Source organism: Chitinophaga pendula, assembly GCF_020386615.1.
Lineage (GTDB): Bacteria > Bacteroidota > Bacteroidia > Chitinophagales > Chitinophagaceae > Chitinophaga > Chitinophaga pendula.
This window is the reverse complement of the sequence record NZ_CP077769.1, coordinates 4711155-4734624: the sequence shown is the minus strand read 5'-3', so window position 1 is coordinate 4734624 and position 23470 is coordinate 4711155. Positions and strand designations below refer to the sequence as shown.

General features: G+C 43.9%; 21 protein-coding genes. 15 read left to right on the top strand and 6 right to left on the bottom strand.

All coding sequences use genetic code 11. From position 1 onward, the window contains the following. Nucleotides 1–224: 224 nt before the first annotated feature. Genes KTO58_RS16985 through KTO58_RS16975 form a run of 3 tightly spaced genes read left to right on the top strand, consistent with a single transcriptional unit; the run spans nucleotide 225 to nucleotide 5891 of the window. A complete protein-coding gene (locus KTO58_RS16985) occupies nucleotides 225–3584 on the top strand; it encodes a SusC/RagA family TonB-linked outer membrane protein (protein WP_095838227.1) in 3360 nt (1119 codons plus the stop codon). A gap of 9 nt (nucleotides 3585–3593) precedes the next feature. Beyond that, nucleotides 3594–5000 carry a RagB/SusD family nutrient uptake outer membrane protein gene (locus tag KTO58_RS16980; RefSeq protein WP_095838228.1) on the top strand — a complete coding sequence of 469 codons (1407 nt, stop codon included), beginning with the start codon at nucleotides 3594–3596 and terminating at the stop codon, nucleotides 4998–5000. 15 nt (nucleotides 5001–5015) lie between these two features. Beyond that, nucleotides 5016–5891 carry a DUF3738 domain-containing protein gene (locus KTO58_RS16975; RefSeq protein WP_095838229.1) on the top strand — a complete coding sequence of 292 codons (876 nt, stop codon included), beginning with the start codon at nucleotides 5016–5018 and terminating at the stop codon, nucleotides 5889–5891. A 96-nt stretch (nucleotides 5892–5987) separates the two neighbouring features. Here the strand turns inward: KTO58_RS16975 and KTO58_RS16970 are convergent, their stop codons facing one another. The 5 genes from KTO58_RS16970 to KTO58_RS16950 all read right to left on the bottom strand — a co-directional run bounded on the left by KTO58_RS16970 (nucleotide 5988) and on the right by KTO58_RS16950 (nucleotide 10505). Then, nucleotides 5988–6335: a hypothetical protein gene (locus KTO58_RS16970; protein ID WP_095838230.1), complete on the bottom strand. Its 348-nt coding sequence runs from the start codon at nucleotides 6333–6335 to the stop codon at nucleotides 5988–5990. A 145-nt stretch (nucleotides 6336–6480) separates the two neighbouring features. Beyond that, the gene (locus KTO58_RS16965; RefSeq protein WP_095838231.1) at nucleotides 6481–6933 is read right to left on the bottom strand and encodes a MauE/DoxX family redox-associated membrane protein; all 453 of its coding nucleotides are present in this window, start codon (nucleotides 6931–6933) and stop codon (nucleotides 6481–6483) included. A gap of 135 nt (nucleotides 6934–7068) precedes the next feature. Further along, complete coding sequence (locus KTO58_RS16960; RefSeq protein ID WP_095838232.1) at nucleotides 7069–7425, bottom strand: hypothetical protein; 357 nt, start codon at nucleotides 7423–7425, stop codon at nucleotides 7069–7071. A 55-nt stretch (nucleotides 7426–7480) separates the two neighbouring features. Beyond that, nucleotides 7481–8497 carry a helix-turn-helix transcriptional regulator gene (locus KTO58_RS16955; protein ID WP_157752893.1) on the bottom strand — a complete coding sequence of 339 codons (1017 nt, stop codon included), beginning with the start codon at nucleotides 8495–8497 and terminating at the stop codon, nucleotides 7481–7483. 454 nt (nucleotides 8498–8951) lie between these two features. Beyond that, entirely contained in the window at nucleotides 8952–10505 is a 1554-nt protein-coding gene (locus KTO58_RS16950; protein ID WP_095838234.1) for a hypothetical protein, read from the bottom strand. Nucleotides 10506–10726: 221 nt separating this feature from the next. Here KTO58_RS16950 and leuC point away from each other — a divergent pair, with 221 nt between their 5' ends. From leuC to fucP, 12 genes are all read left to right on the top strand, one after another. After that, nucleotides 10727–12124, top strand: a complete 1398-nt coding sequence (gene leuC / locus KTO58_RS16945) for a 3-isopropylmalate dehydratase large subunit (protein WP_095838235.1) — start codon at nucleotides 10727–10729, stop codon at nucleotides 12122–12124. A gap of 20 nt (nucleotides 12125–12144) precedes the next feature. Beyond that, entirely contained in the window at nucleotides 12145–12891 is a 747-nt protein-coding gene (locus tag KTO58_RS16940; RefSeq protein ID WP_095841525.1) for a class I SAM-dependent methyltransferase, read from the top strand. Between the two features lie 24 nt (nucleotides 12892–12915). Then, nucleotides 12916–13515 carry a 3-isopropylmalate dehydratase small subunit gene (gene leuD, locus KTO58_RS16935; protein WP_198315211.1) on the top strand — a complete coding sequence of 200 codons (600 nt, stop codon included), beginning with the start codon at nucleotides 12916–12918 and terminating at the stop codon, nucleotides 13513–13515. A gap of 37 nt (nucleotides 13516–13552) precedes the next feature. Further along, on the top strand, nucleotides 13553–14632 hold the full coding sequence (gene leuB / locus KTO58_RS16930) for a 3-isopropylmalate dehydrogenase (protein ID WP_095838237.1): 1080 nt from the start codon (nucleotides 13553–13555) through the stop codon (nucleotides 14630–14632). 40 nt (nucleotides 14633–14672) lie between these two features. After that, on the top strand, nucleotides 14673–16178 hold the full coding sequence (locus KTO58_RS16925; protein WP_095838238.1) for a 2-isopropylmalate synthase: 1506 nt from the start codon (nucleotides 14673–14675) through the stop codon (nucleotides 16176–16178). 612 nt (nucleotides 16179–16790) lie between these two features. Next, nucleotides 16791–17573 (top strand): SDR family NAD(P)-dependent oxidoreductase, encoded by a 783-nt coding sequence (locus KTO58_RS16920; protein WP_225859801.1) that lies wholly within the window; start codon nucleotides 16791–16793, stop codon nucleotides 17571–17573. Between the two features lie 32 nt (nucleotides 17574–17605). Next, on the top strand, nucleotides 17606–18367 hold the full coding sequence (locus KTO58_RS16915; RefSeq protein ID WP_095838239.1) for a hypothetical protein: 762 nt from the start codon (nucleotides 17606–17608) through the stop codon (nucleotides 18365–18367). Between the two features lie 44 nt (nucleotides 18368–18411). After that, entirely contained in the window at nucleotides 18412–19263 is an 852-nt protein-coding gene (locus KTO58_RS16910) for a fumarylacetoacetate hydrolase family protein (protein ID WP_095838240.1), read from the top strand. A gap of 63 nt (nucleotides 19264–19326) precedes the next feature. Next, entirely contained in the window at nucleotides 19327–19656 is a 330-nt protein-coding gene (locus KTO58_RS16905; protein WP_095838241.1) for an L-rhamnose mutarotase, read from the top strand. Nucleotides 19657–19732: 76 nt separating this feature from the next. Next, nucleotides 19733–20590 carry an amidohydrolase family protein gene (locus tag KTO58_RS16900; protein ID WP_095838242.1) on the top strand — a complete coding sequence of 286 codons (858 nt, stop codon included), beginning with the start codon at nucleotides 19733–19735 and terminating at the stop codon, nucleotides 20588–20590. Between the two features lie 17 nt (nucleotides 20591–20607). Beyond that, a complete protein-coding gene (locus KTO58_RS16895) occupies nucleotides 20608–21390 on the top strand; it encodes an L-fucose dehydrogenase (RefSeq protein ID WP_095838243.1) in 783 nt (260 codons plus the stop codon). Between the two features lie 67 nt (nucleotides 21391–21457). Then, nucleotides 21458–22705: an L-fucose:H+ symporter permease gene (fucP, locus tag KTO58_RS16890; RefSeq protein WP_095838244.1), complete on the top strand. Its 1248-nt coding sequence runs from the start codon at nucleotides 21458–21460 to the stop codon at nucleotides 22703–22705. Nucleotides 22706–22711: 6 nt separating this feature from the next. Here the strand turns inward: fucP and KTO58_RS16885 are convergent, their stop codons facing one another. Continuing rightward, on the bottom strand, nucleotides 22712–23419 hold the full coding sequence (locus KTO58_RS16885) for a carboxypeptidase-like regulatory domain-containing protein (RefSeq protein ID WP_095838245.1): 708 nt from the start codon (nucleotides 23417–23419) through the stop codon (nucleotides 22712–22714). Nucleotides 23420–23470: the final 51 nt, after the last annotated feature.

Here is a 23470-nt window from a genome sequence, read left to right as displayed (position 1 = left end):
AGAAAGTCATACGGGCAAGTTATTGATACAAAGGACGAAAGGATTGGTGGTTAAGATTTGATTTGGTCGCTCGAACTAATACCTGAAGGTGCAATTTTTTTCTTAATAATCAGTTAACAATTAGTTAATGCCTCTATCTGGAAAAGTTTGCCAAAAAAAGTGTAAAAAGAATATAACCTCCTTATTTGATTCTTGTCTCTTATAGTTTATCAAGGGGACAACACATGAAGATAATTCTACGTTACCAATGCTTAAGCCGGGGGAGCTGGCTGCTTATTATGCTGTTATACTTTTCTGTGCATACTGCTGCGCAATCGGTAACGGTACCGCGTGTGAGCATACAAGTGAAGAACGTACCGATACAAAGTGTATTAAAAGAGATTACGCGACAAACGGGACTATATTTTGTAGGTTATGCCAATCAGCTGGATATTAAGGAACGGATTACCGTAAATTATTCCCAGCGTACCGTAGATGAGATATTACAATCGTTATTAGGTAGCAGGGGATATACCTGGAGCTATCGTGATAATGTAGTACGTATACGACGGCAATCTCCACCGGAAAAAAAAATCCCCTCTGAGCCTTCAGCGGTATCTGCTATTGTTCCCGCATCAGCGGATAGTACCGTACCTGCTTTTATGGTTACGGGAAAGGTGAGCACACCTGATGGTACGCCGTTGCCGGGGGCAACGGTAAAGGTAAAGGGGAGCAACCGGGGTGGGATCAGTAATGCGTCGGGTATCTTTGTTCTCAACGGGATGAGGGTCGGAGATAGAATAACGGTCAGCTATACCAGTTATGAAAATGCGGAAGTCCTTATCAGCGGTAATACGACATTGGATGTGCATTTGAAAGAGGCGATGAGTAACCTGGATGAAACCGTCGTGATCGCATACGGTACGACGACCAGGCGTTTGAATACCGGAAATGTCAGTCAGGTGTCTGGTAAAGATATAGCGCAGCAGCCAGTATCTAATCCGCTGGCGGCGCTGGAAGGCAGGGTGCCAGGTATGGTGGTGACCCAGAATAATGGAAATCCTGGTGCGGGTTTTAAGGTGCAGATAAGAGGGGTAACATCGGTAGGCGTCGTAGTACCTGGTATTACACTGAATGTTTCGAATGATCCACTATTTATCATTGATGGAGTACCTTTTGCACCTAATAATACCAGTTTAAGCTCCATTGGCAATTTTGCCTTGGGAGAGGAAGGATTAAGCCCTTTTGCCAGTATTAATCCTAGCGATATTGAAAGTATTGATGTGTTGAAAGATGCGGATGCAACAGCTATATATGGTTCAAGAGGTGCAAACGGGGTGGTACTGATCACTACGAAGAAAGGAAAACCTGGCAGGACACAATTGAATGTTGGGATGTACACTGGTTTCTCCAAGGTGGGAAGAATGATGAAGTTGATGAATACGCAGGAATATTTGCAAATGAGAAGAGAGGCTTTTGCGAATGATAACGTGCCGGTAAAAGGTCCTGAGTTTGATGTTTTTGATACTACCAGATATACTGATTTCAGCAAGTTATTGTTGGGAGAGCCGGCCCCCGTAACTCGTGTTAATGTTAGTCTGTCTGGCGGGAATGAAAGGACACGATTCTTGATTGGCGCACAATATAGTCAGGATAAGATGGTCTATAAACACTTGCCCGGTCAAAATGGTTTTACGAATCGATTGATGTCAGTTAATACGAGTCTTAATCATAGCTCTGTTGATAAGAAATTAAATGTTATGTTAAGTGCCAGTTATTCGACCTATGATGGTAATCTGGCCGCCACTGATCCTGCCAAAACTGTTGCCAATTTTCAACCTAATTACCCCTCTTTTTTTGACAATAACGGGCAGTTGGTATGGCAGTATAAAGGTGTTTCGCTTAATAATCCCTTTGCAGATCTTTATAATCGCTATGAATCACATCCCGATAATTTACTGGGTAATCTGAATGTCAGCTATGAATTAATCCGGGGGCTTACGATCAGGTCTTCATTCGGGTACAGTAATTATCTCGTAAAGGAGAGCGTACTACGCCCCAGAAAAGCGCTGGACCCTTTGTTTAGTGCTGTACGTACAGCAACTTTTAGCAATAATCAGAGCAAGAGTTGGATTGTAGAGCCTCAATTAGAATATATAAAGGGAATTGGACGAGGCACATTACAGGTATTAGTCGGAAGTACCTGGCAACAGAATACGACGGATTATTCTCAACAATATGGAGAAGGTTATATATCTGATGATCTTTTGAAAAGTATTCGGTCCGCTACTACGATACGGGTTAGTAATAGTTATCAGCAATACAGATACCAGGCTGTTTTCGGAAGGATTAATTATAACTGGGAAGACAAGTATATTTTGAATATTTCCGGACGAAGGGATGGTAGCAGCCGTTTTGGTCCGGATCGTCAATTTGCCAATTTCGGGGCGGCGGGCATTGCGTGGCTATTTTCTCGGGAGAATTTTGCATCAAACTACCTTCCCTTTTTAAGTTTAGGGAAAATAAGAGGAAGTTATGGAAGTGCTGGTAATGATAAGATAGGGGACTATAAATACCTGGATAGCTGGGCTTCTATAGTTGCCTATCAGATAGGCAATGGATTATACCCGGACGCTTTGTTTAATCCGGAATATAATTGGGAGGTGAATAGGAAGTTGGAAGCTGCACTGGAATTAGGTTTTTTTAAAAACCGTATACTTTTTACTGCATCCTGGTATCGTAATCGCAGTACCAATCAACTGGTGGACTATCTGTTATCAGCACAAACGGGCTTCAGCAGTATTGTCCAAAATTTACCTGCTAAAGTTCAAAATACAGGATTGGAATTGGAGTTAAACACCGTTAATATAACAACACGGGACTTTAAATGGAAAAGTGGATTTAATATCAGTTTTAATCGAAATAAGCTACTGTCTTTCCCGGATCTTGGAACATCCTCTTATTCCGGTAGTTTAGTTATTGGTGAGCCATTGACTGTTCTACGAGGTTTTCACTTAATAGGTGTGGATGCTAATACCGGCTTATTCCAATTTGAAGATGTAAATAAAGATGGAAAGGTAGATCAATCAGATCGGAGGGTGCTGAATGATTTAGCTCCAAGATACTTTGGAGGGCTTAACAACGAAATAACCTATAAAGGGTGGCGCCTTTCCTTCTTCTTATCCTTTAAAAAGCAAATCGGTAAGAATTATCTCTCAGTTTATCCTATACCTGCTCTTGGGGATAAAAATCCGCCTGCATTTATTATAGGTCATTATTGGCGTAAACCTGGTGATCAGGCAGAATTACAGCGTTTAACGCAGAATTACTGGGATGCAGATATCCGTAGCCGGAATACGATGTTGCGGCAAAGCGATGGGATCTACGGTGATGCATCCTATATACGGTTGAAAAATATCTCGCTGGGATATGCGCTTCCTGCTAAATGGATGAGCAGATTACATCTGCAAGACGGAAATATTTCTTTCAGCGTACAGAACCTGCTTACGATAACAAATTATAAAGGAGGTGATCCGGAGGTTCTCAATTTCAGTGCGCTTCCCGTCTTTAAAACTTTTGCCATTGGTATTAATCTCTCACTATAAAATTATTTCATGACAGCAAGAAGAATCAAACCGCTATCTTTTGTCCTCCTTGTCATGATAGGGACGGTATGTTTGCTGGGTAATACCGCGTGTAAGAAATTTTTACAAATAGACCCTCCGATAGACCGGTTGAAGTCCGATCTTGTTTTTACTGATGATGCATTGGCTACTGCAGGCATAACAGGATTGTATAGCAAGATGGCATACGAACAAAATGCTTTCAGTAGTTATTCCTTTACTTTATATCCTGCGCTTAGTGCAGATGAGATGATCAATACCTATGTTGATGCTGAGCTTACTGCGACTTATGAAAATGCAATTCCAGCTACAGCCATTATGCCGGCAAGTACATGGACGAAGGGGTATCAGTATATTTATCACACAAATGCATGTCTGACAGGCCTAGCCGGGAGTAAGTTATTGACGACGGAAGTGAAACAACAACTGGAGGGGGAAATGAGATTTATGAGAGCATTTTGTTATTTCTATATGGTTAATTTTTTTGGAGATGTGCCACTGTTACTTTCTACCGATTTCAGATTAAATAATCAACATCCACGTACTTCTGCAGATAAGGTATATGAACAGATCATCACTGATCTCGAACTAGCGGTCAATAATATGTCATCGGCCTATGTGACGAATGGCAGAGCAAGACCCAATAAGTGGACTGCAGCGGCATTATTGGCGAGGGTATATTTGTATCGCAAGGAATGGGAAAAGGCAGAACAATATGCCAGTAATATTATTAACTCCAAGTTATATCAGTTGGTAGAGGATCCAGGTACAATATTTGCCAATGCCAATTCTGAAGCAATCTGGCAACTGGTGTATTCCGTACCGAATAATTTGCGTGAAACACAATATTTTATACCGGCCGATTTAACTACCAGCCCGCTGATCCGGCTATCAGACCAATTGGCAGGAATGATGTCTGATCAGGATAAGCGCAAGCTAAGTTGGGTAGGTACCGTAACGCTCCCTACAGGGGACAAGCAATACTATGTCTATAAATACAAGGTGAAAATACCTGTGATCAATGTTAGTGAATCGATAACCGTATTTCGGTTGGCAGAGCAATATCTGATCAGAGCAGAAGCAAGACTGCAACAACGAAATATATCTGGTGCTATTGAGGATATAGACGTCATACGAAAGCGAGCCGGATTACCTGCTGTGAGAGAGATTATGCCGCATGCAACAATAACTGATCTTTTAGCATTAACAGCTCGGGAAAGGAATATAGAATTGCTTGCAGAATGGGGCCACCGGTGGTTTGATCTGAAAAGGACAGGCAGCTCCACCGCTGTATTGTCGGCCATTAAAAAGGACTGGCAACCTGCAGATACACTGTATCCATTGCCACAAGATCAATTATTAATGAATAGCACATTGACTCAGAATCCCGGTTACTGATTAAAAGTTTATTTTATGAAAATATTTTTTCTTATTGTGGTTTGTTTTTGCTCCATTGGATTATACGCACAAGACACGACTCGCACCCCCTCTGTCGTAAAAGCGATATCTTTAATGGATAGCCGTCAGCCTTTGCTAAAGGAATATAACGGCACCTATCTTAGTAGTTTGTTATACTATTCATATTTCCTTAAACATGTGCAAGTAGAAGGTGGGTTAGTTTCCTATAACCGTGATTCGATAACAGGGAAGCGCATTGGAGTACGCATTGTAAACCTGCCACTAATGAATATTATAGAAAATGCGTATAGAATTGAAGAGATAGGCCCCTTTCAACTAAACAGAATTGTGGTGGAGAAAAAAGAAATAATCAATGACTTATTGCCTCTCGAGAGCATGAACATTGACGATCCCTTATATAGAAAATGGATTGTAGATCATACCTGGTGCTATGATCTTCGCATACCGATGTCTCAATCAGATAATATTTCTAAAATAATGCAGCAAGATATAGAACGATATTTTCGATTAAGAGGTACTTATGAAGAAAGAAAGGTGAAGTGTCTTGTTCTTACTCGTGCAGGTGCGACAGACAGACTAAAAACTTTGGACACAGCAAGGGCTCCATCTGTAGAAGTTGGCGAATCACTGCTTGTTATTAAGAATGGAAGTATCGAAGATTTTGTACAGGTATTTAAACGTGTTAATAATACATATCTGCCTCCCATTATTGACGAAACGGGTTATAAAGGAAGGATTGACTTACAATTATTATCGCCATTGGATGATTTGGACAAGATAAAGACTGAATTGGGTAAATATGGCTTAGTGTTACAGGAGAAAGAGCGGCAACTAAAGATGCTGGTAGTTAGAGAAACTGCAAGGTTGTAAAGCACTATCTATTTCGTAACAGCAAGTAATAAACAGGCACATCTTCAACTGAAGATGTGCCTGTTATTTGCTTTTAGAGAAGCATAGCAACGATGCTTATGGTTGTCTGTACAGTTCTTGGTCAATCAGCAGACTGTTACCGGTAAGCTGAGTACCATTTTTTAACAGCTGAGCGCTTAATACTACAGTTGACGCCGGGGCAAAAACGATAGATGTAAACGGATTAGTTGATTGCGTATTGCGTTGTGCGAAATAACCGTAAGCAATCAGACCTTTTTTAGCAGGAGTGATTTGGGCATTGGCTAAGGCTTCAGTACCATATACTTGGAAAGATAAGGTAGGAGCATCAAACCAAACATACTCAAGGGGAGCAGTAGTGAAAGCGCTAGTAGCAAAACCTACTGCGAGAGCGATCAAGGCAACGCCGAGTTTCAAAGTTTTCATAAAATACGTGCTTTTGTAGTCTTAAAAAGCAGAAAAAACTTTAATGGTTAAATTATGGATGTACCTACTCTTTCTCAGGTTTTCGGTAGCCCCTGTAATACCTGCTGCAGACAGGCGGGTGTTGTACAACAAAACGTTTATTGAGCTATATGGTAAGCGCCCGTTGTATGTGGGCGTTGATGTACCGCTTTTCTTTTCTGAATAATATTATACCGGTTAATGCCAGCCCTGCCAGTAGCAGGTTAAAAAAGATATGTAGTTGTTCTGTCAGATGCGGACGTAATAAATTTCCACATATACATGGCAAATGGAGACCGGCACTAAAAAGTGAAATCCGGTAGATGGCGCCAACGCTCATTGTTATTAGAACCATATACAGGGCAACGTTACGGCTGCGTGGGATGATCAATATGATAGCAATGACCAGTTCGGCTGCAGGTATTACCCAGGATAGTTGAACAGGTAACTGATTAATATAAGGTTGGAAATGTAGTAACAATAAAAATACTTCGTATTTTGATAGCTGGCCCGCGGCCATTATGGCAAAAACAATGATCAGCAGGTCGGCAATTATTTCTATCCATATTTTCCTAGACATACATTCGCGTTGTGTTCTTTTAATGGGTGTACTTAACCAAAGAGTGGGGTATAATTACTGACGATGTAAAAGTAACGGACTGCTATTTTTAATGTTCATCAATTCGGGTATTTTTATCTATCAATTCAGACGTTACTATCGGTATAACTCGTTATCGATGATCAGGCTGTTGCCATAGGGCTTGCCCGTTTCGTCACGGATCAGAGAAGCATATACTACTACCATGCTATGTGGCCCTTCGTACACTACCGCGTAGAAAGGATCGTATCCTCTTTGCCAGCGCCCGGGATCATACCCATATGCCAGCAGTCCATATTCATTAAGTGGAAAACTAGCCAGTGCCTGAGCTTCGGTGCCATAACACTTAAATTTATAGCCTCGGTTTACATCGAACCAGATATAATTGAACGGTAAACGCGCCGAATAGGAGCTAGTAAACCATCCTGTTGCCATAAGCATAATGAAAAGACAGATACGGTTACGCGTATTCATAAGAGAGGGTTTTTGTATCGCTCACAATTTATCTGTTATCAGCCTGATCCACATATCAAATCTGTTTTTCATCTTCTATCAAATCAGGCGCGTTAAGTAATGCTTTCCTAAAGAGGCCAGGTACGATCCCTGTATGTTTTTTAAAGACACGGCTGAAGTTGCCCTGCTCTGAATAGCCTGTATGCCACGCTACTTCCCGTACGCTCATACCTGCCTGTAGCAATACCTTTGCTTTGTCTATTTTTCGGTGAAGGATATAATCGTAGACAGCGGTATTAAACTGTTCTCTGAAACCCTTTTTAAGGCAGGTAGTGCCCATGTGAAAATGTTTTGCAATCGTTTCGATGGTTAGTTTTTCATCCAGGTTATTATGTATATAGGCTCTTATTGCACTGAATCTTTCTTTCTGCTGCTGTTGGTAGGAAAGTGAATGTGGTTCATAGCGCTGCGCAATTTTATCCAAGGAGAGCATAAAGAGGTGACGTGCCCAACATTCGATGGCGGCATGAGCGCCGTATCCGGTGCCTTTATGTTGTATGATCTGATCGATCAATAGTTTCATTTCGGGTGAAATGCCAGTTTCCTGTTTGCTGAAAATGCGGGAGGGAGCTGTTTCTGCTTGTTGCAGATGTGCAGATAGAAATGGATAGTCGGTACAGAGACGTTGAAGGAATGCAGGGCAAATGTCGAGGTGAAAGAAGCGATAGATACCGGGCTGCAATTGTAGTTCAAGTTGAGAAGGCTGCATCACACTCCAGCATTGCTGCCCTTCATGTAAGGTAACAGTTCCCTGTTGTGGAAGTGTTGTTGTCAGCGAATTTTTCAGCATGCATTGTAATGAGAAGGTGCAGACATCGGCCCGGGCAAACAATGTAATGGGTTGTTGAATGAAAAACAGGTGATCCCAAAGAGTAAAGTCATTGAAGGTGATGTGTTGGGATATGATACGTCCGGTATCAAGTACCAGTGTTCTTGCCTGGGCAATAGTAATGTGATATTTTCCAAAGGCTTTTTCAATAGCAGGTATCACTTTGGGGGCAACCAACTGTGGTGATGCTACAAGGAGTTGCATAAACGATTGTTTTAGTGAACAATAGATCATGGTATAAGACAATAAACAGGGAGCTGGTTCCTGTTATAGTAATCATTGTTCTCTGTCAGGCGTGAGTAGTTAGCCTGTGCCAGATTACGATAAGTTTGGAAGGATGAGGGTTAAATAAGTCAGGTATACTATTATTTACCTATACAATAGGGAATTAGCCGGCAATGATGTATGAATGCCATTGAGGGACACGAACGGTGATATTTGAAACAGGTAGCTGCCAAAGACCTGTCGGATAATAAAGATAGGTGAAGCGCTGGGTTATGTGGCGCAGTAACTGTCTTTCTTTGCGGGTGCATGTCGCAGTCGTTTTAGAAGGTCATTAATAAGACGATGCACGGCAAATTAACTAAGTGGGGCTGCAACAACATTGCGGATAGGAAAATATAAACGATTTGCACATTTCCTGAAACAAATTGCCCACTTATATCCTGGGCTCTTTTGCGAGGAATTTACGATGAATAACTGTTTGTACCGGGATGCCGGCGATTTTACTTTCCAGCCAGGAAATGATATCCAGGTAGAGGAACGATCTTCTCTCGTAAGGGTCTTTAGATATCTGTACCAGCCGTTCTTTGAGGTCGATAAAAGCTTCGCGCAGTGCCTTTGGATGTGCATATATGTTCTTACGCAGGAACTTCAGGATCTCTTCCATTACCTGTCCGAGGTCTTTATGTTTGGAGATAAAATGGTAAACCGACTTGATGAGATATTCTACCAGGCTATAGTTTTCCAACTCATAGTGTGCAATCAGGTGTAAGATGCGGGCGAAACACTGAATGTCTGCGCGCAGGCTTCCTATACGCAAATTGATGATCTTATTGAGGTAGGTAATCGTCTTGTTATTATCTCCGCTGCCAAAGTAGAGACAAGCTATTTTATAGTAAAATACCAGTACCCGGTGTTGGTCTACTTTCAGCTGATGTTCTGCGATCGCGGCTTCCAGTTCCGGTACTAACCTGAGGCCATTGCTGAAGGTGCCCTCCATAAAATGTTGGTTGATCCGGGCGGTGTATAGATGTACGACGGCAGATGTCTTTGTATTTTCGTTGAACTGTTCATCGTTGTTGGCCATGAAACACTCTAGTTTTTCGAGCACTGTTTTGAACTTTTCGTGGTTCATAGTATAGAAGTGTGCTGTCAGGAGGTTGTGTATGGCTTTGATGTACAGGTCTACATCTGTTTTGAGCAATGAAGGATACTCTGTAAACAGGTCTGTCCATTTCTGGGAGTAGCGGTAGTACATTACAAAGTCCTGGAGTATGTAGTAATACCAGCAGTAGGCCTGGTAAAGATGTATCTTTTCGTAGGAGCTCATCCTGGAAGACTGGTGGGCTGGTAATTGTCTTTCGAAGAAACTTTTTACCATGGCTTCGTCTTTCTCATTACGGGCGTGCCCTAATTTCAGGTATAACCCGTATAGTCTCAGTGATAATGTGGAAAGGGTATTGGCATTAGCCAGCTGTTGACGGAGGTGGAGCGATTCTTCACTTAGTTCGTCGGCCCGGTTCTCCAGGCTGCGGGTGATGTGCCGTGACTCAATCAGTTTTTCGAACTCCACGATCTCATAGCTCAACATTACTTCCTGGCAGTCTATGGCCATGGTTTTGGCTTTAGCCAGCAGGCGAAGGCTTTGGTTATATAGCCCTTTCAGATATAGTACGCGGGCATAGTCCAATTGCTCGCGGAGTTCTATTAGCGGGTCTTTTTGTTTATAAAGTAGCCGGAGGCTGGTGAGCAGGTGTTTGTAAAGGTGTGCTTTTACATTCGACAGCTGCTGCTTTTTGATGTCGGGTATCTTTTTGAGGATCTGTTCCTCGTCGTAGTCCTTCATTTTATCCAACGTATTGAAGAGTTGGACGAAAAGGACGTCTTCTTTGGTGTTGTTTTTATTAAAAGCCAGCTGAAAATGCCTTTTTTCTGCTTTTGTTAGTGTTTTTATTAATATGAATAATGCGTCCTGCTGACTGTTGGGCATCGTTGATAAAATATTGTAAGTGATTGATAATCATCTTTTTGATGACTGCTCACAGCTTTTAAGAATCGTAATTATATCAAATTTAACTATCTGGTCAATAACTATTGCCCATTAGATTTGAAGGTACAACACAAGGAAGCGTAAAATTAACGAATCTCCGCTCATATAAATATAATGGCAATTGATTTACAGTAGCTAGGCGGGGAGCTAAATAAAAAAGGATGGGGAAAACATTATTTGATAAGATCTGGGATAGCCACGTTGTATTTAACAAACCCGGATATCCGGACGCTGTGTACATTAACACCCATTTTATTCACGAAGTGACCAGTCCACAGGCTTTTGATGGACTGCGTAAGCGTGGGATACCTGTATTTCGTCCGGCTAAAACGCGGGCGACGGCCGACCACAATGTGCCAACGGTCGACCAGCACCTGCCTATCAAAGAAGCGTTGAGCCGGTTGCAGGTGGAGATGCTCAGTAAAAATACCGCCGAGTTTGGTATAGCATTATATGGATTGGGGCATCCTTACCAGGGTATTGTGCATGTGATAGGACCGGAATTGGGGATCACCCTGCCGGGGATGACCATTGTATGTGGAGACAGTCATACTTCCACGCACGGTGCCTTTGGAGCGATAGCATTTGGTATAGGTACTTCGGAGGTAGAGCAGGTATTGGCGACACAATGTATCCTGCAATACAAACCCAAGCGGATGAAGATCTCGGTGAACGGGCAGTTAAAGAAAGGTGTAGTATCCAAAGACATTATACTTTATATCATTTCCAAGATATCAGCTTCCGGTGCTACCGGTTATTTTGTGGAATATGCCGGCGAAGCGATCACTGGTTTAAGCATGGAGGCCCGGATGACCATTTGCAATATGAGTATTGAAATGGGAGCCCGTGGTGGACTGATTGCTCCCGACCAGGTGACCTTTGATTATATAAAAGGCCGTGAGTTCGCGCCCAAAGGAGCTGACTGGGATAAATCACTTGCATACTGGGAGACCCTATATTCCGATACTGACGCAGAATTTGACGTCACATTGGAGTTTGACGCAGCTGATATTGAGCCGATGATCACCTACGGAACCAATCCTGGTATGGGAATGGGGGTGACGCAACATATTCCTTCTCTGGATCAGCTGGATGCGCAGGAGCAGCCATCTTTCAAAAAATCACTGCAGTATATGGATCTCGAACCTGGTAGTGTTTTACTGGGGAAGAAGGTTGACTATGTATTTATTGGCAGCTGTACGAATTCCAGGATAGAGGATCTCCGGATGGTGGCTGATTTTGTGAAAGGGAAGCAGAAGGCTGCTGATGTGGTGGTGTGGATTGTGCCTGGTTCCAAGCAGGTAGAAGCACAGGCGAAGCGGGAAGGTATTGATAAAGTATTTGAGGCGGCGGGTTTTCATTTGCGGGAGCCCGGTTGCTCTGCCTGTCTGGGTATGAATGAGGACAAGGTACCTGCGGGAATGTATTGTATATCTACCTCTAACCGCAACTTTGAAGGCCGGCAGGGGCCTAATGCCCGTACATTCCTGGCCAGTCCGCTGACGGCCGCTGCAGCGGCCATTACGGGGAAAGTGATGGATGTAAGGGAACTTATTTGATCATGTCATTGCAACATGTTATGGAACATTGGAACGCCACATTATATAAGGAGAAACATTCTTTTGTATTCGAGTATGGTAATAGCTTACTGGAATGGTTACAGCCATTGGCCGGGGAGCAGATCCTTGATCTGGGATGTGGGACGGGCGAACTAACTGCTAAGCTGGCAGATGCCGGCGCGTTGGTAACGGGTTTGGACAATGATGGGGAGATGATAGCCAGCGCGCGTGCTCAGTATCCCGGACTAGACCTGGTGGTAGCTGATGCTGCAGGTTTTTCATTGCCGGGGGTATATGATGCCGTTTTTTCTAATGCAGCCCTACATTGGATGCCGGATGCCCGGGCTGTCATAGCCGGAATGTACCGTCATTTGAAGCCAGGTGGCCGGCTGATATTGGAAATGGGCGCCAAGGGAAATGTGGGCGGAATATTGCATGCTCTGGAAAAAGTAATGGCTCTTCATGGATATGAATACCAGGCCTTCTGGTATTTTCCATCTCTGAGTGAATATAGTACGTTATTAGAGGAGGCGGGATTTGTGGTACGGAAGGCTTATTTTTTTGATCGGCCTACGGTTTTGTCTGATCCGGAAAACGGTATAGTGGAGTGGTTGCGAATGTTTGGAGAACGGATATTTTCAGATGTGCCGGTAGAAAAACAAGAGGTGATATTGCGGGAAACCCAGCAGTTGCTCTACGATACGCATTATAAAGATGGAAAATGGTATGCAGATTACGTAAGGTTACGGGTGCATGCCGAAAAATAATCACGACTGAATTTATTAATAGATATGAGTAAAAACTTCCAACAGCTTACATCTACTGCAGTTCCGCTGCCCATAGAGAATATTGATACGGACCAGATCATTCCGGCACGCTTTCTTAAAGCCACTACCCGTGAAGGATTTGGAGAGAATTTGTTTCGTGACTGGCGGTTTGACAGCAATAATCAGCCTAAAGCTGATTTTGTATTGAATAACCCTGTGTATAAGGGGCAGATACTTGTAGCAGGCAAAAACTTTGGTTGTGGTTCTTCCCGCGAGCATGCGGCCTGGGCGTTGGCAGATTATGGTTTTAAAGTGGTGGTGAGCAGTTTTTTTGCGGATATCTTTAAGAACAATGCCTTAAACAATTTCATACTACCTGTAGTTGTCAGCGATGCTTTTCTGCAAAGTATATTCCGGACTATAGCGGCTGATGTCAATGCTCAGCTGGAGGTGAACCTGGAGCAACAATACATCAGGATAGTGGCAACCGGAGAACAGGCTACGTTTGATATCAATCCGTATAAAAAGACCTGTCTTATCAATGGCTATGATGACATCGACTATTTACTCAGTCTGCGTAAGGAAGTGGAGGCGTATGAAGCTAGCCGGGAATTTAATTTTTGATCTACCTGTATTGCACTTAAACTGTTAAATAATAATAATGGGCGTTGAGAAGAAAATATTGATAATACCCGGTGACGGAATAGGACAGGAAGTAACTTCCTGGGGCCAGAAAGTACTACAGGCTATTGCCACGAACTTTAAACACACTTTTACCTTCGAAGAAGGCATTATGGGGCATGTAGCGATCGAGGCTACCGGCGACCCGCTGCCAGATGAGACGCTGGAAAAGGCTCGTAACAGTGATGCGATCCTGTTCGGCGCTATCGGCCATGCTAAATATGATAATGATCCTACGCTGAAGGTAAGACCTGAGCAAGGGTTATTAAAGATCCGCAAAGAGTTGGGATTATATGCCAACCTGCGTCCGATCAAACTGTTTGACGAATTGCTGGAGGCATCCAGTATAAAGCCGGAGATACTCAGAGGAGCAGATATCCTGTTCTTCCGGGAGTTGACAGGTGATGTTTATTTTGGAGAGAAGCAACGAACAAATGACAGAAATACGGCCTCGGATCTTATGATCTATCATCGCTATGAAGTAGAACGTATTGCCCGTAAGGCTTTTGATGCGGCACGTACCAGGCGTAATAAACTTTGTTCTGTAGATAAAGCAAACGTACTCGAAGCCAGCCGACTGTGGAGGGAAGTAGTACAGGAAGTTGCCAAAGAGTATCCTGATGTGGAGACAGAACATATGTTTATTGACAATGCGGCTATGCAGCTTATCAAAGACCCCAAACGCTTTGATGTCGTAGTGACGGGGAATCTTTTCGGAGATATCCTGACAGATGAGGCTTCTCAGATAGCGGGTTCCATGGGTATGCTGGCCTCTGCATCTGTAGGAGATAAGGTAGGATTTTATGAACCTATTCACGGTTCTGCACATGATATCGCTGGCAAGGGTATTGCCAATCCGCTGGCATCTATATTATCAGCTGCTTTATTGCTTGATATCTCATTTGGTTTGAAAACAGAATCACAACGTGTTATTAAAGCGGTGGAAGCTACGCTGAAGCAAGGCTACCGGACGATGGACATTGCCAATAAGCATACTGTAAATGATCTCATCATGGGTACGGATGCGATGGGCGCAAAAGTATTGGAGAACCTGAATTAATAACGCTTTTTCATTTACTCAACCTTAATAACAAATTCACATGGATAAAAATCGTGTATATATATTTGATACCACCCTGCGTGATGGTGAACAGGTACCAGGCTGCCAGTTGACGACTGTAGAGAAGATCGAGGTAGCCAAGCAGCTGGAAGCGCTGGGAGTGGATATTATCGAAGCAGGTTTTCCTATTTCCAGTCCTGGTGACTTCCAGAGTGTAGTGGAGATATCCAAAGCGGTAAGTGAGCCCGTGATATGTGCGCTGACCCGTGCTAATACCATGGACATTGATGCAGCGGCAGAGGCACTTCGTTTTGCTAAACGCAAGCGTATCCATACTGGTATTGGCTCTTCAGATATGCATATCAAATATAAATTCAACAGTACCCGGGAGGAAATACTGGAAAGAGCGGTTAAGGCAGTGACTTATGCCCGGAATTTCTGTGATGATGTGGAATTTTATGCAGAAGATGCTGGTAGAGCAGATAATGAATACCTGGCACGTATGATAGAGGCTGTGATCGCAGCGGGAGCTACAGTTGTAAATATACCGGATACTAACGGCTATTGTCTGCCGGAGCAATATGGTGCCAAGATCAAATACCTGGTGGATCACGTATCCAATATTGACAGGGCAATTATCTCCGTGCATTGTCATAATGACCTCGGGCTGGCTACTGCCAATTCCATTGCGGGCGTGATCAATGGCGCCAGACAGGTGGAGTGTACTATTAACGGCATAGGAGAGCGTGCCGGTAATACTTCTCTGGAAGAGGTGGCTATGATCCTGAAAACACATCATGGTCTTGGATATAATACCAATATCAATTCCAAGCAGATATATGGTTTGAGCACCCTGGTATCTACTATGATGCGTATGCCGGTGCAGCCAAACAAAGCCATCGTTGGCCGCAACGCTTTTGCTCACAGTTCCGGTATTCACCAGGATGGGGTATTAAAACATCGTGAAAACTATGAGATATTAAATCCGGAGGATGTGGGTATTTCCAGTAATTCGATCATCCTTACTGCCCGCAGTGGCCGTCATGCATTGAAACATCACCTGGAACGCCTGGACTACAAGATCGATAAGATCAACCTGGATGAAGTGTACCAGCGCTTCCTGGTAATGGCCGATCAGAAGAAGGAGATCAACGACGCAGACCTGCAGCAACTGATGGGTGATGGTGACGAAAAAAACTATGCGGATCAGGCAATCAAAGTTACTTTGTTGCAGGTAGTATGTGGCGATCCACTACGTCCTATGGCCACTGTGAAGCTGAAAGTGAATGGAGAAGAACACGAAGCCAGTTCTGCGGGTAATGGTCCTGTGAATGCAACGATCAATGCTATCCACGAGATTATCAAGGACAACATCGATATTGATGAATTCAGTATACAGGCGATGCACGGAGGAAGTGAAGACGTGAGTAAAGTGAATATGCGCGTGAAACATAATGGTCATTCTTATTATGGTTTTGGCTACTCGACGGATATCGTTAATGCATCGGTACATGCGTATGTAGATGCTTTGAATAAGATATTTTAGATCCAGATTTGGACTACTTGAAGGTAGGGACTGTCGTATAGTAAGATATGCGGCAGTCCCTCTTTTTTTATGTCTTTCGGAAAGGGAGGAGAGAGAATTGATAACAAATAACCTCTTGTTTAGACGGCGGATATCAGTTTTTTTTTACCATCAGGCATATCAAATCAAACAGATGCGTACTAAATACTGGTATCCCGTATCTGTTCACTGCTAATGAGGGGGACTTAAGGGAATGGGATGCTTATGCGGAAAATGTAAGGGTGAAAGATCTGCAACTGGATGCCACTGTTTTTCAGCGCCTGCATTTCTGAAGTTACTGAAGACCTGAGATGCACCGGAGGGGTATATTTTGTAGATGCAAAGAGCAGCCCGAATAGTAAGCATCTTTTGGTCGTTTGCGGTGAAGGGGATGGTACTGTAAAGTTATATAATCCTACACGCTAGTTTTTTTTATTATGAATAAAAGGTGTAATCGGTACTTTTTGACCGGGCGAAGCCTTTTTTTGCATTGGATTTTATTAAAATTGGGCAAGAAACTACAAATTACGGTTAAAAAAGAATTGCTGCGACCCTGTTTATTTGGGTATTTTAGAACCCTTAAATTAATCAAAGATGAACTTGTTTCGATTAGATGGAAAGACTGCCGTGGTGACCGGAGGCGGAAGTGGAATAGGACAAGCTATTGCACAATGTTTTGCCGCGCAGGGAGCTCATGTACATATTATTGAGTTGAACGAGGATGGAGGGAAGGGAACAGCGGCAGCCATCATAGCGGAAGGGGGGCTGGCATCATTGCATGCCTGCAATGTATCGGACCAGGCGGCGATGATAAACACGATGGAGACTATCAAGGCTGCAACCGGTCGTATAGACATCCTCGTGAACTGCGCCGGTATTGCGCATATAGGAAATCTTCAAAATACTACTGAAGCTGACCTGGACAGGATATACCAGGTGAATGTGAAAGGTACCTATAATGCGATGTATGCGGTAATTGGTCAGATGAAGCAACAGGGTGGTGGTGTGATATTAAATGTCGCTTCTATTGCTTCGAGTGTGGGTATTCCGGATCGTTTTGCTTATTCGATGAGTAAGGGTGCTGTATTGACGATGACATTGTCGGTGGCTAAAGATTTTATACAGGACGGTATCCGCTGTAATTGTATCTCTCCGGCACGGGTGCATACACCTTTTGTGGATGGATTCCTGGCCAAAAATTATCCCGGGCGTGAGCCGGAAATGTTTGAAAAGTTATCTAAAACGCAGCCGATCGGCCGTATGGCGAAACCGTCGGAGGTAGCTCACCTGGCACTGTACCTATGTGCAGACGAAGCTGGTTTTATCACAGGGTGTGATTATCCGATCGATGGGGGCTTCATTAAATTAAATAATTGATACGGCTTATCTTGCAGAGATAAAACTATTATATGCAATATCTCTTTAAGACCGTATTTGTAGCAGCCATTATTAGTTTCGTCGTAGCTTGCCATTCATCCAACAATCAGGGAGCGGCTGACAAAGAACAGGCTGCCGGCCCGTTGGTGGAAGCAAAGCCAGCTGGCACTATCGCCATTACCATAGAGGATAAGGATAAAGACACGCAGCATGTTAAGATCCGTTTCCAGCTGGGGAATTTAGAGAAGGAGAAGCGATTTGAAGTGTCTTTGGCGAAGGGGGTGCAAGAGGAAGACCTTTATAAGATGGTATGGGACAAGCCCAACAGTTGTTATATTGGGGTGTTAAAAAGTAGCAGGAGCACACGTTATTATCATGCGAGCCAGAGTGAAGACGGAAAGGAGCTGAAGATATTCCATGTAGGTACTCCCCCGGAGCAGATATGGCATTATGTAGAAGACGTGAAAGGGCTGGGGAAGATAACAGAGCAGAAGGAGTTATTGCAGCATGATTATAACAAGCATATTTTATCGGGTAAGATATCCGCTGACTTTATAGTGCGGTTCAAGGTTAATAACAGTAAGGATTCTGTTAATCTGTATACTGAATTTGCCGGTGCGCGTAAAGAGCAGATGATAGCGATTCCTACTGGTTATGATCCTGCTATAGAGGCATTGTCTGAAGATCATTGTGTATTCGGATATGTGGACAAGCAGCAGAAAGTAGACCGGGTGCTTGATATACAGGTCGTGCAGGGCCGATTGAAAATAAAACAACTGAAACAAGTATACTGATAGTGGTGTAATCACCGCTGTCGTCAACTTTCAAATCAATACAAATGAAACTGATCAGGTTTGGATTACCGGGAGCGGAGCAACCGGGTGTAGTAACAGCGGCGGGACAATTTGATGTCAGCGCTTTTGGTGAGGATTACGGAGAGCGATTTTTTGAGACGGGGGGATTGGAGCGTTTGGCTAGTTGGTGGGAGCAGCATGGAAAGGACTGTCCGGTTATCCCTGCCGGCACTCGTTTGGGGGCGCCTGTTCAGCGTCCTTCCAAGATCATCTGTATAGGGTTGAACTATGCAGACCATGCCCGGGAAACAAATGCCCAGCTACCACAGGAGCCAATCGTATTTTTTAAGAGTACCTCTTCGCTGGTAGGTCCTAACGATGCACTGGTTATACCCAAAGGGAGCGAAAAGACCGATTGGGAAGTAGAATTAGCAGTGGTAATTGGTAAAAAGGCCAGTTATGTCGAGGAAAAGGATGCACTGGACTATGTGGCCGGCTATGCTTTACATAACGATTATAGTGAAAGGGCTTTTCAGCTGGAAAGAGGTGGTCAGTGGGTAAAAGGTAAGAGCTGTGACACCTTTGCTCCATTAGGGCCCTGGTTGGTGACTAAAGATGAGATTGCGGATATTGACAACGTACGTTTATGGCTGACTGTTAATGGTCAGCAAATGCAGGACGGTAATACTTCTAATTTCATTTTCAAGGTGCCTTTCCTCATTTCTTATCTCAGCCAGTTTATGACCTTGCTGCCAGGAGATGTCATCTCTACCGGTACGCCGGCAGGTGTAGGTTTGGGTATGAATCCCCAGGTTTATTTAAAACCAGGTGATGTGATAGAATTAGGTATTGATGGTATGGGCACCTCGAAACAGGTGGCACAGGCCTGGAAATAATTTCTAATGGATGCTGTTCCTGCAGCGGGAACAGCGTCCTTATACGGACTATAATTATCAGATATGAAAAGGTATTGCCTGGCGTTGGATCTTGTGGATGATCCGGTGCTTATAGCAGAATATGAAAGTTATCATCAGGCGGTATGGCCGGAGATCAAACAGAGTATTACGGACAGCGGGATACTGAATATGGAGATCTACCGCATTATGAATCGTCTGTTCATGATCATGGATGTATCTGCTGAATTTGACGGGGAGCGTAAGGCGGCAGCGGATGCTGCGAGTCCTAAAGTACAGGAATGGGAGCAACTGATGTGGAAATACCAGCAGCCATTGCCTATTGCCAATCCCGGAGAGAAGTGGATCGAAATGAAAAAAATATTCGGGCTTTAGCGCTATACGACTAATAGACGAGTGAAGACAGGACGGATAGGAGCTTCACGTTAATGAATTTTCCACTTATGAATATATGAATAACGACCTATTTCATCACAGTGACGATCGTATAGACAGCCATCAACATTTCTGGCGATATCATCCCGTAAAGGATGCCTGGATCACGGATGACATGCAAGTGATCCAGCGGGATTTTCTGCCTGATGATCTGCAACCGGTGTTAACAGCGAATGGCATTACCGGTTGTGTTGCCGTACAGGCTGATCAGTCGGAAGCAGAGACCGACTGGTTGCTGCAGCTGGCAGGAGCATATCCATTTATAAAGGGAGTAGTAGGCTGGGTGGATCTTCGTGCGGAGCATATCCGGGAGCGACTACTTCATTATAAGCAGTTTCCGTTATTAAAAGGCTTCCGGCACATTGTGCAGGCAGAACCTGATCCTGCTTTTCTTCTGGGAAAGGAATTTCTACGCGGTATAGCGGCGTTGCAGGATTTTGGATTTACGTATGATATACTGGTATTGTCCACGCAATTACCAGCTGTGGTATCTTTTGTGGCGCAGTGTCCTGCGCAAAAGCTGGTAGTGGATCATCTGGCCAAACCAGCGATCCGGTCCGGCGATATCCATGAGTGGGCGAACGATATGAGGCAGTTGGGAAGACATCCGCACGTGTATTGCAAGGTCAGTGGTATGGTGACGGAAGCTGACTGGCAAGGTTGGCATGCCGATGACCTGCGGCCATATTTGGACGTGGTTTTTGAAGCCTTCGGGCCGGAGCGGTTGCTGTTTGGCTCTGATTGGCCGGTATGTCTGGTTGCGGCACAGTATGCTGAATGGTGTGCTTTACTGGAAGATTATATGCAAGGGCTTACGTTTGCCGAGAAGCGCATGGTATGGGGAGGTAATGCTAAACAATTTTATAATTTATAACTAATTAAACTGATATCATGGATCTGGGATTAAAGGATAAGGTGATCATTGTGACTGGTGGCGCGAAAGGTATAGGAGAAGCGATTTCTCGTCAGCTGGCCGAGGAAGGTGCTATTGTAGTCGTAGCTGGTCGTAATGAGCGGGATAATGAGAAAGCGGTGGTAGCTATTGAAGCTACAGGTGGAAAGGCGTACGGTGTTGTAGCGGAGTTGGGTAATCCTGATGCGTGCAAAAAGGTCATCGAGGCTACGGTGGATAAGTATGGTACTGTCCATGGATTGGTGAACAATGCAGGTGCAAATGATGGGGTGGGGCTTGAAAACGGTAGTCCGGAGAAGTTTATGGCATCGCTTCAATCCAACCTGTCTCATTACTATAACCTGGCGCATTATGCATTGCCTTATCTCAAAGCCAATAGCGGTAATATTGTCAACATAGGTTCTAAGGTGGCTACTACCGGGCAAGGTAATACGTCGGGATATGCTGCATCCAAAGGAGCGATTAATGCACTTACCCGGGAGTGGGCAGTAGAGTTATTGCCGTATAGTGTAAGGGTAAATACTGTTATCCCGGCAGAAGTGTGGACACCATTATATGAAACCTGGATTAACTCTTTACCAGATCCGAAGGAAAAACTGAATAGTATTGTAGCCAAAATACCACTGGAAAAGCGGATGACGACCTCCGATGAAATTGCTGCGATGACGGTATTTTTGTTGTCGGCCCGTTCTTCACATACAACCGGGCAAATCATTTATGTGGACGGCGGATATACGCACCTGGACCGTTCTATCAGCTAATATGTCACTTTTTTTTTCTCCACGGGAAGCATTTATCTCAACCATTTAAAACATCAAAATCTACTCTATGGCAGGCGGCGCAGTTGGTAACACTACCTATACCAGTACAAACAAGTCGGGAAAATATCTGATCCCGCTCATCCTGGTGACCAGTTTATTCTTTCTTTGGGGGCTGGCCTATGGTCTGCTGGATGTATTGAACAAACATTTCCAGGAGGTACTGGACATTACCAAGCGACGGTCTACATTATTGCAAGCTGCTTATTTTGGTGCATATTTCCTGATGGCGTTGCCTGCGGGGTTGTTCATGAACCGTTTTGGTTACAAGCGAGGGATTATAATGGGATTGTTACTGTATGCCGGCGGGGCTTTCCTGTTTTATCCGGCTGCACATCTGCTGAACTTTAATTTTTTCCTGCTGGCATTGTTCATACTGGCTTGCGGGCTTACCTGCCTGGAGACTGCTGCCAACCCTTATGTGACTGTTTTGGGTAGTAAGGAAACTTCGGAGCAGCGACTAAACCTTTCCCAGTGTTTTAATGGATTGGGATCATTTTTAGGGCCGGTGATCGGTGCAGAATTATTCTTTGGGGGTGAAGAAGGTGGGGCTACAGGGGGAAGTGATCTGGCTACCGTGCAACTGGTATATATTATTATTGCAGCGGTGGTATTGCTGATCGCCTTTTTCTTTTACCGTACATCTTTGCCCGAAATTAAAGAGGATGCTACGGCACAGGTAGCAGATAATAGCATGCCTACGCGTCCTTTGTTATCCAATTCTCATTTTGTATGGGGGGTGATCACCCAGTTTTTTTATGTGGCAGCGCAAGTGGGGATCGCTGCTCTTTTTGTGAATTACGTGACGGAATATTGGGCTGGCATGGGAAGTAAAGAAGCCGCAAAACTTTTAAGTGTAAGTTTATTGTTGTTTACGATCGGTCGTTTTGCGGGAACAGCAATTATGAAGAAAGTGGCACCTAATAAGTTACTGGCTATCTATGCGCTTGTCAATGTTGCCTTGTGTGCGGTGGTGATAGCCGGTCAGGGGGCGTCATCGGTATACGCGCTGATGGCTGTCTTTTTCTTCATGTCTATTATGTTTCCGACCATCTTTGCCTTGGGTGTTAAGGACCTGGGAGCTAATACTAAGAAAGGGTCTTCTTTTATCATTATGTCTATTGTGGGAGGAGCGCTGATGCCATATTTTATGGGGTTGATCGCGGACGTGCAATCTACTGCAATGGCCTATATTATACCTATGTTCTGTTTCCTGATCGTATTTTATTATGGCTGGAGAGGGTATCAGCGGAGATAAGTACTGTTAATGGGAGGATGCCTGTTGTACAAAGCTGATATAGCTCTTTTTGATGAATTCTCCCATATCATATTGTGTAGCATTTCTAATGAAGTCGTAAGAAGGCCGGTAGCGTTGCATGAACTGTGTCAGGCTGTCTCCATGCAGGTTGGTTAGTTGTGTGACCAGGTCGGGGGAATAATAGCGGTCGATAAAATTGTCCTGCTCTTTTTGTAGTAATATTTTCTTGAAATGTAATTGTTTACGATTGTTTTTGAACTGCATCACCTTTTGCAGGTTGTTGAGATTAAGGCTTAAGATACCATATACTTCATACCATTTTTTTCGTCTGAATTCGAAATTTTTTCTGAACTCGTTGCGAAATGCGATAGAGTCTTTGAAGAAATTGTATTGACGGATGTTAATGGTATTTAATTCCAGGGGTTGTCTTTTAAGATAATGCCGGGGGGTAGCTCTTCTGTCTGCTACCAGGTATAATACGGGGGTATAGCCAATGGCCCTGATCAGCAGGGTATCTCCTTTCTGCACACGTAGGTTATAAGTACCTGCATCATCTGTAACGGCGGAGGATTTATTTTCTTTATTCAGGATCGACACACCGGCCAGGGGGATGCTATCTTCACTTAGTACAAGCCCTTTAAGCGATGATTGGGCCAGGCAGCTGCCGGTGAGTAAACAAAGGATACAAATGACGGCGACGAAGATCCGGAGCATGTATGGATATTTCTATAGATAAATGGATGTTGTAAAGGTACCTTATCAGCT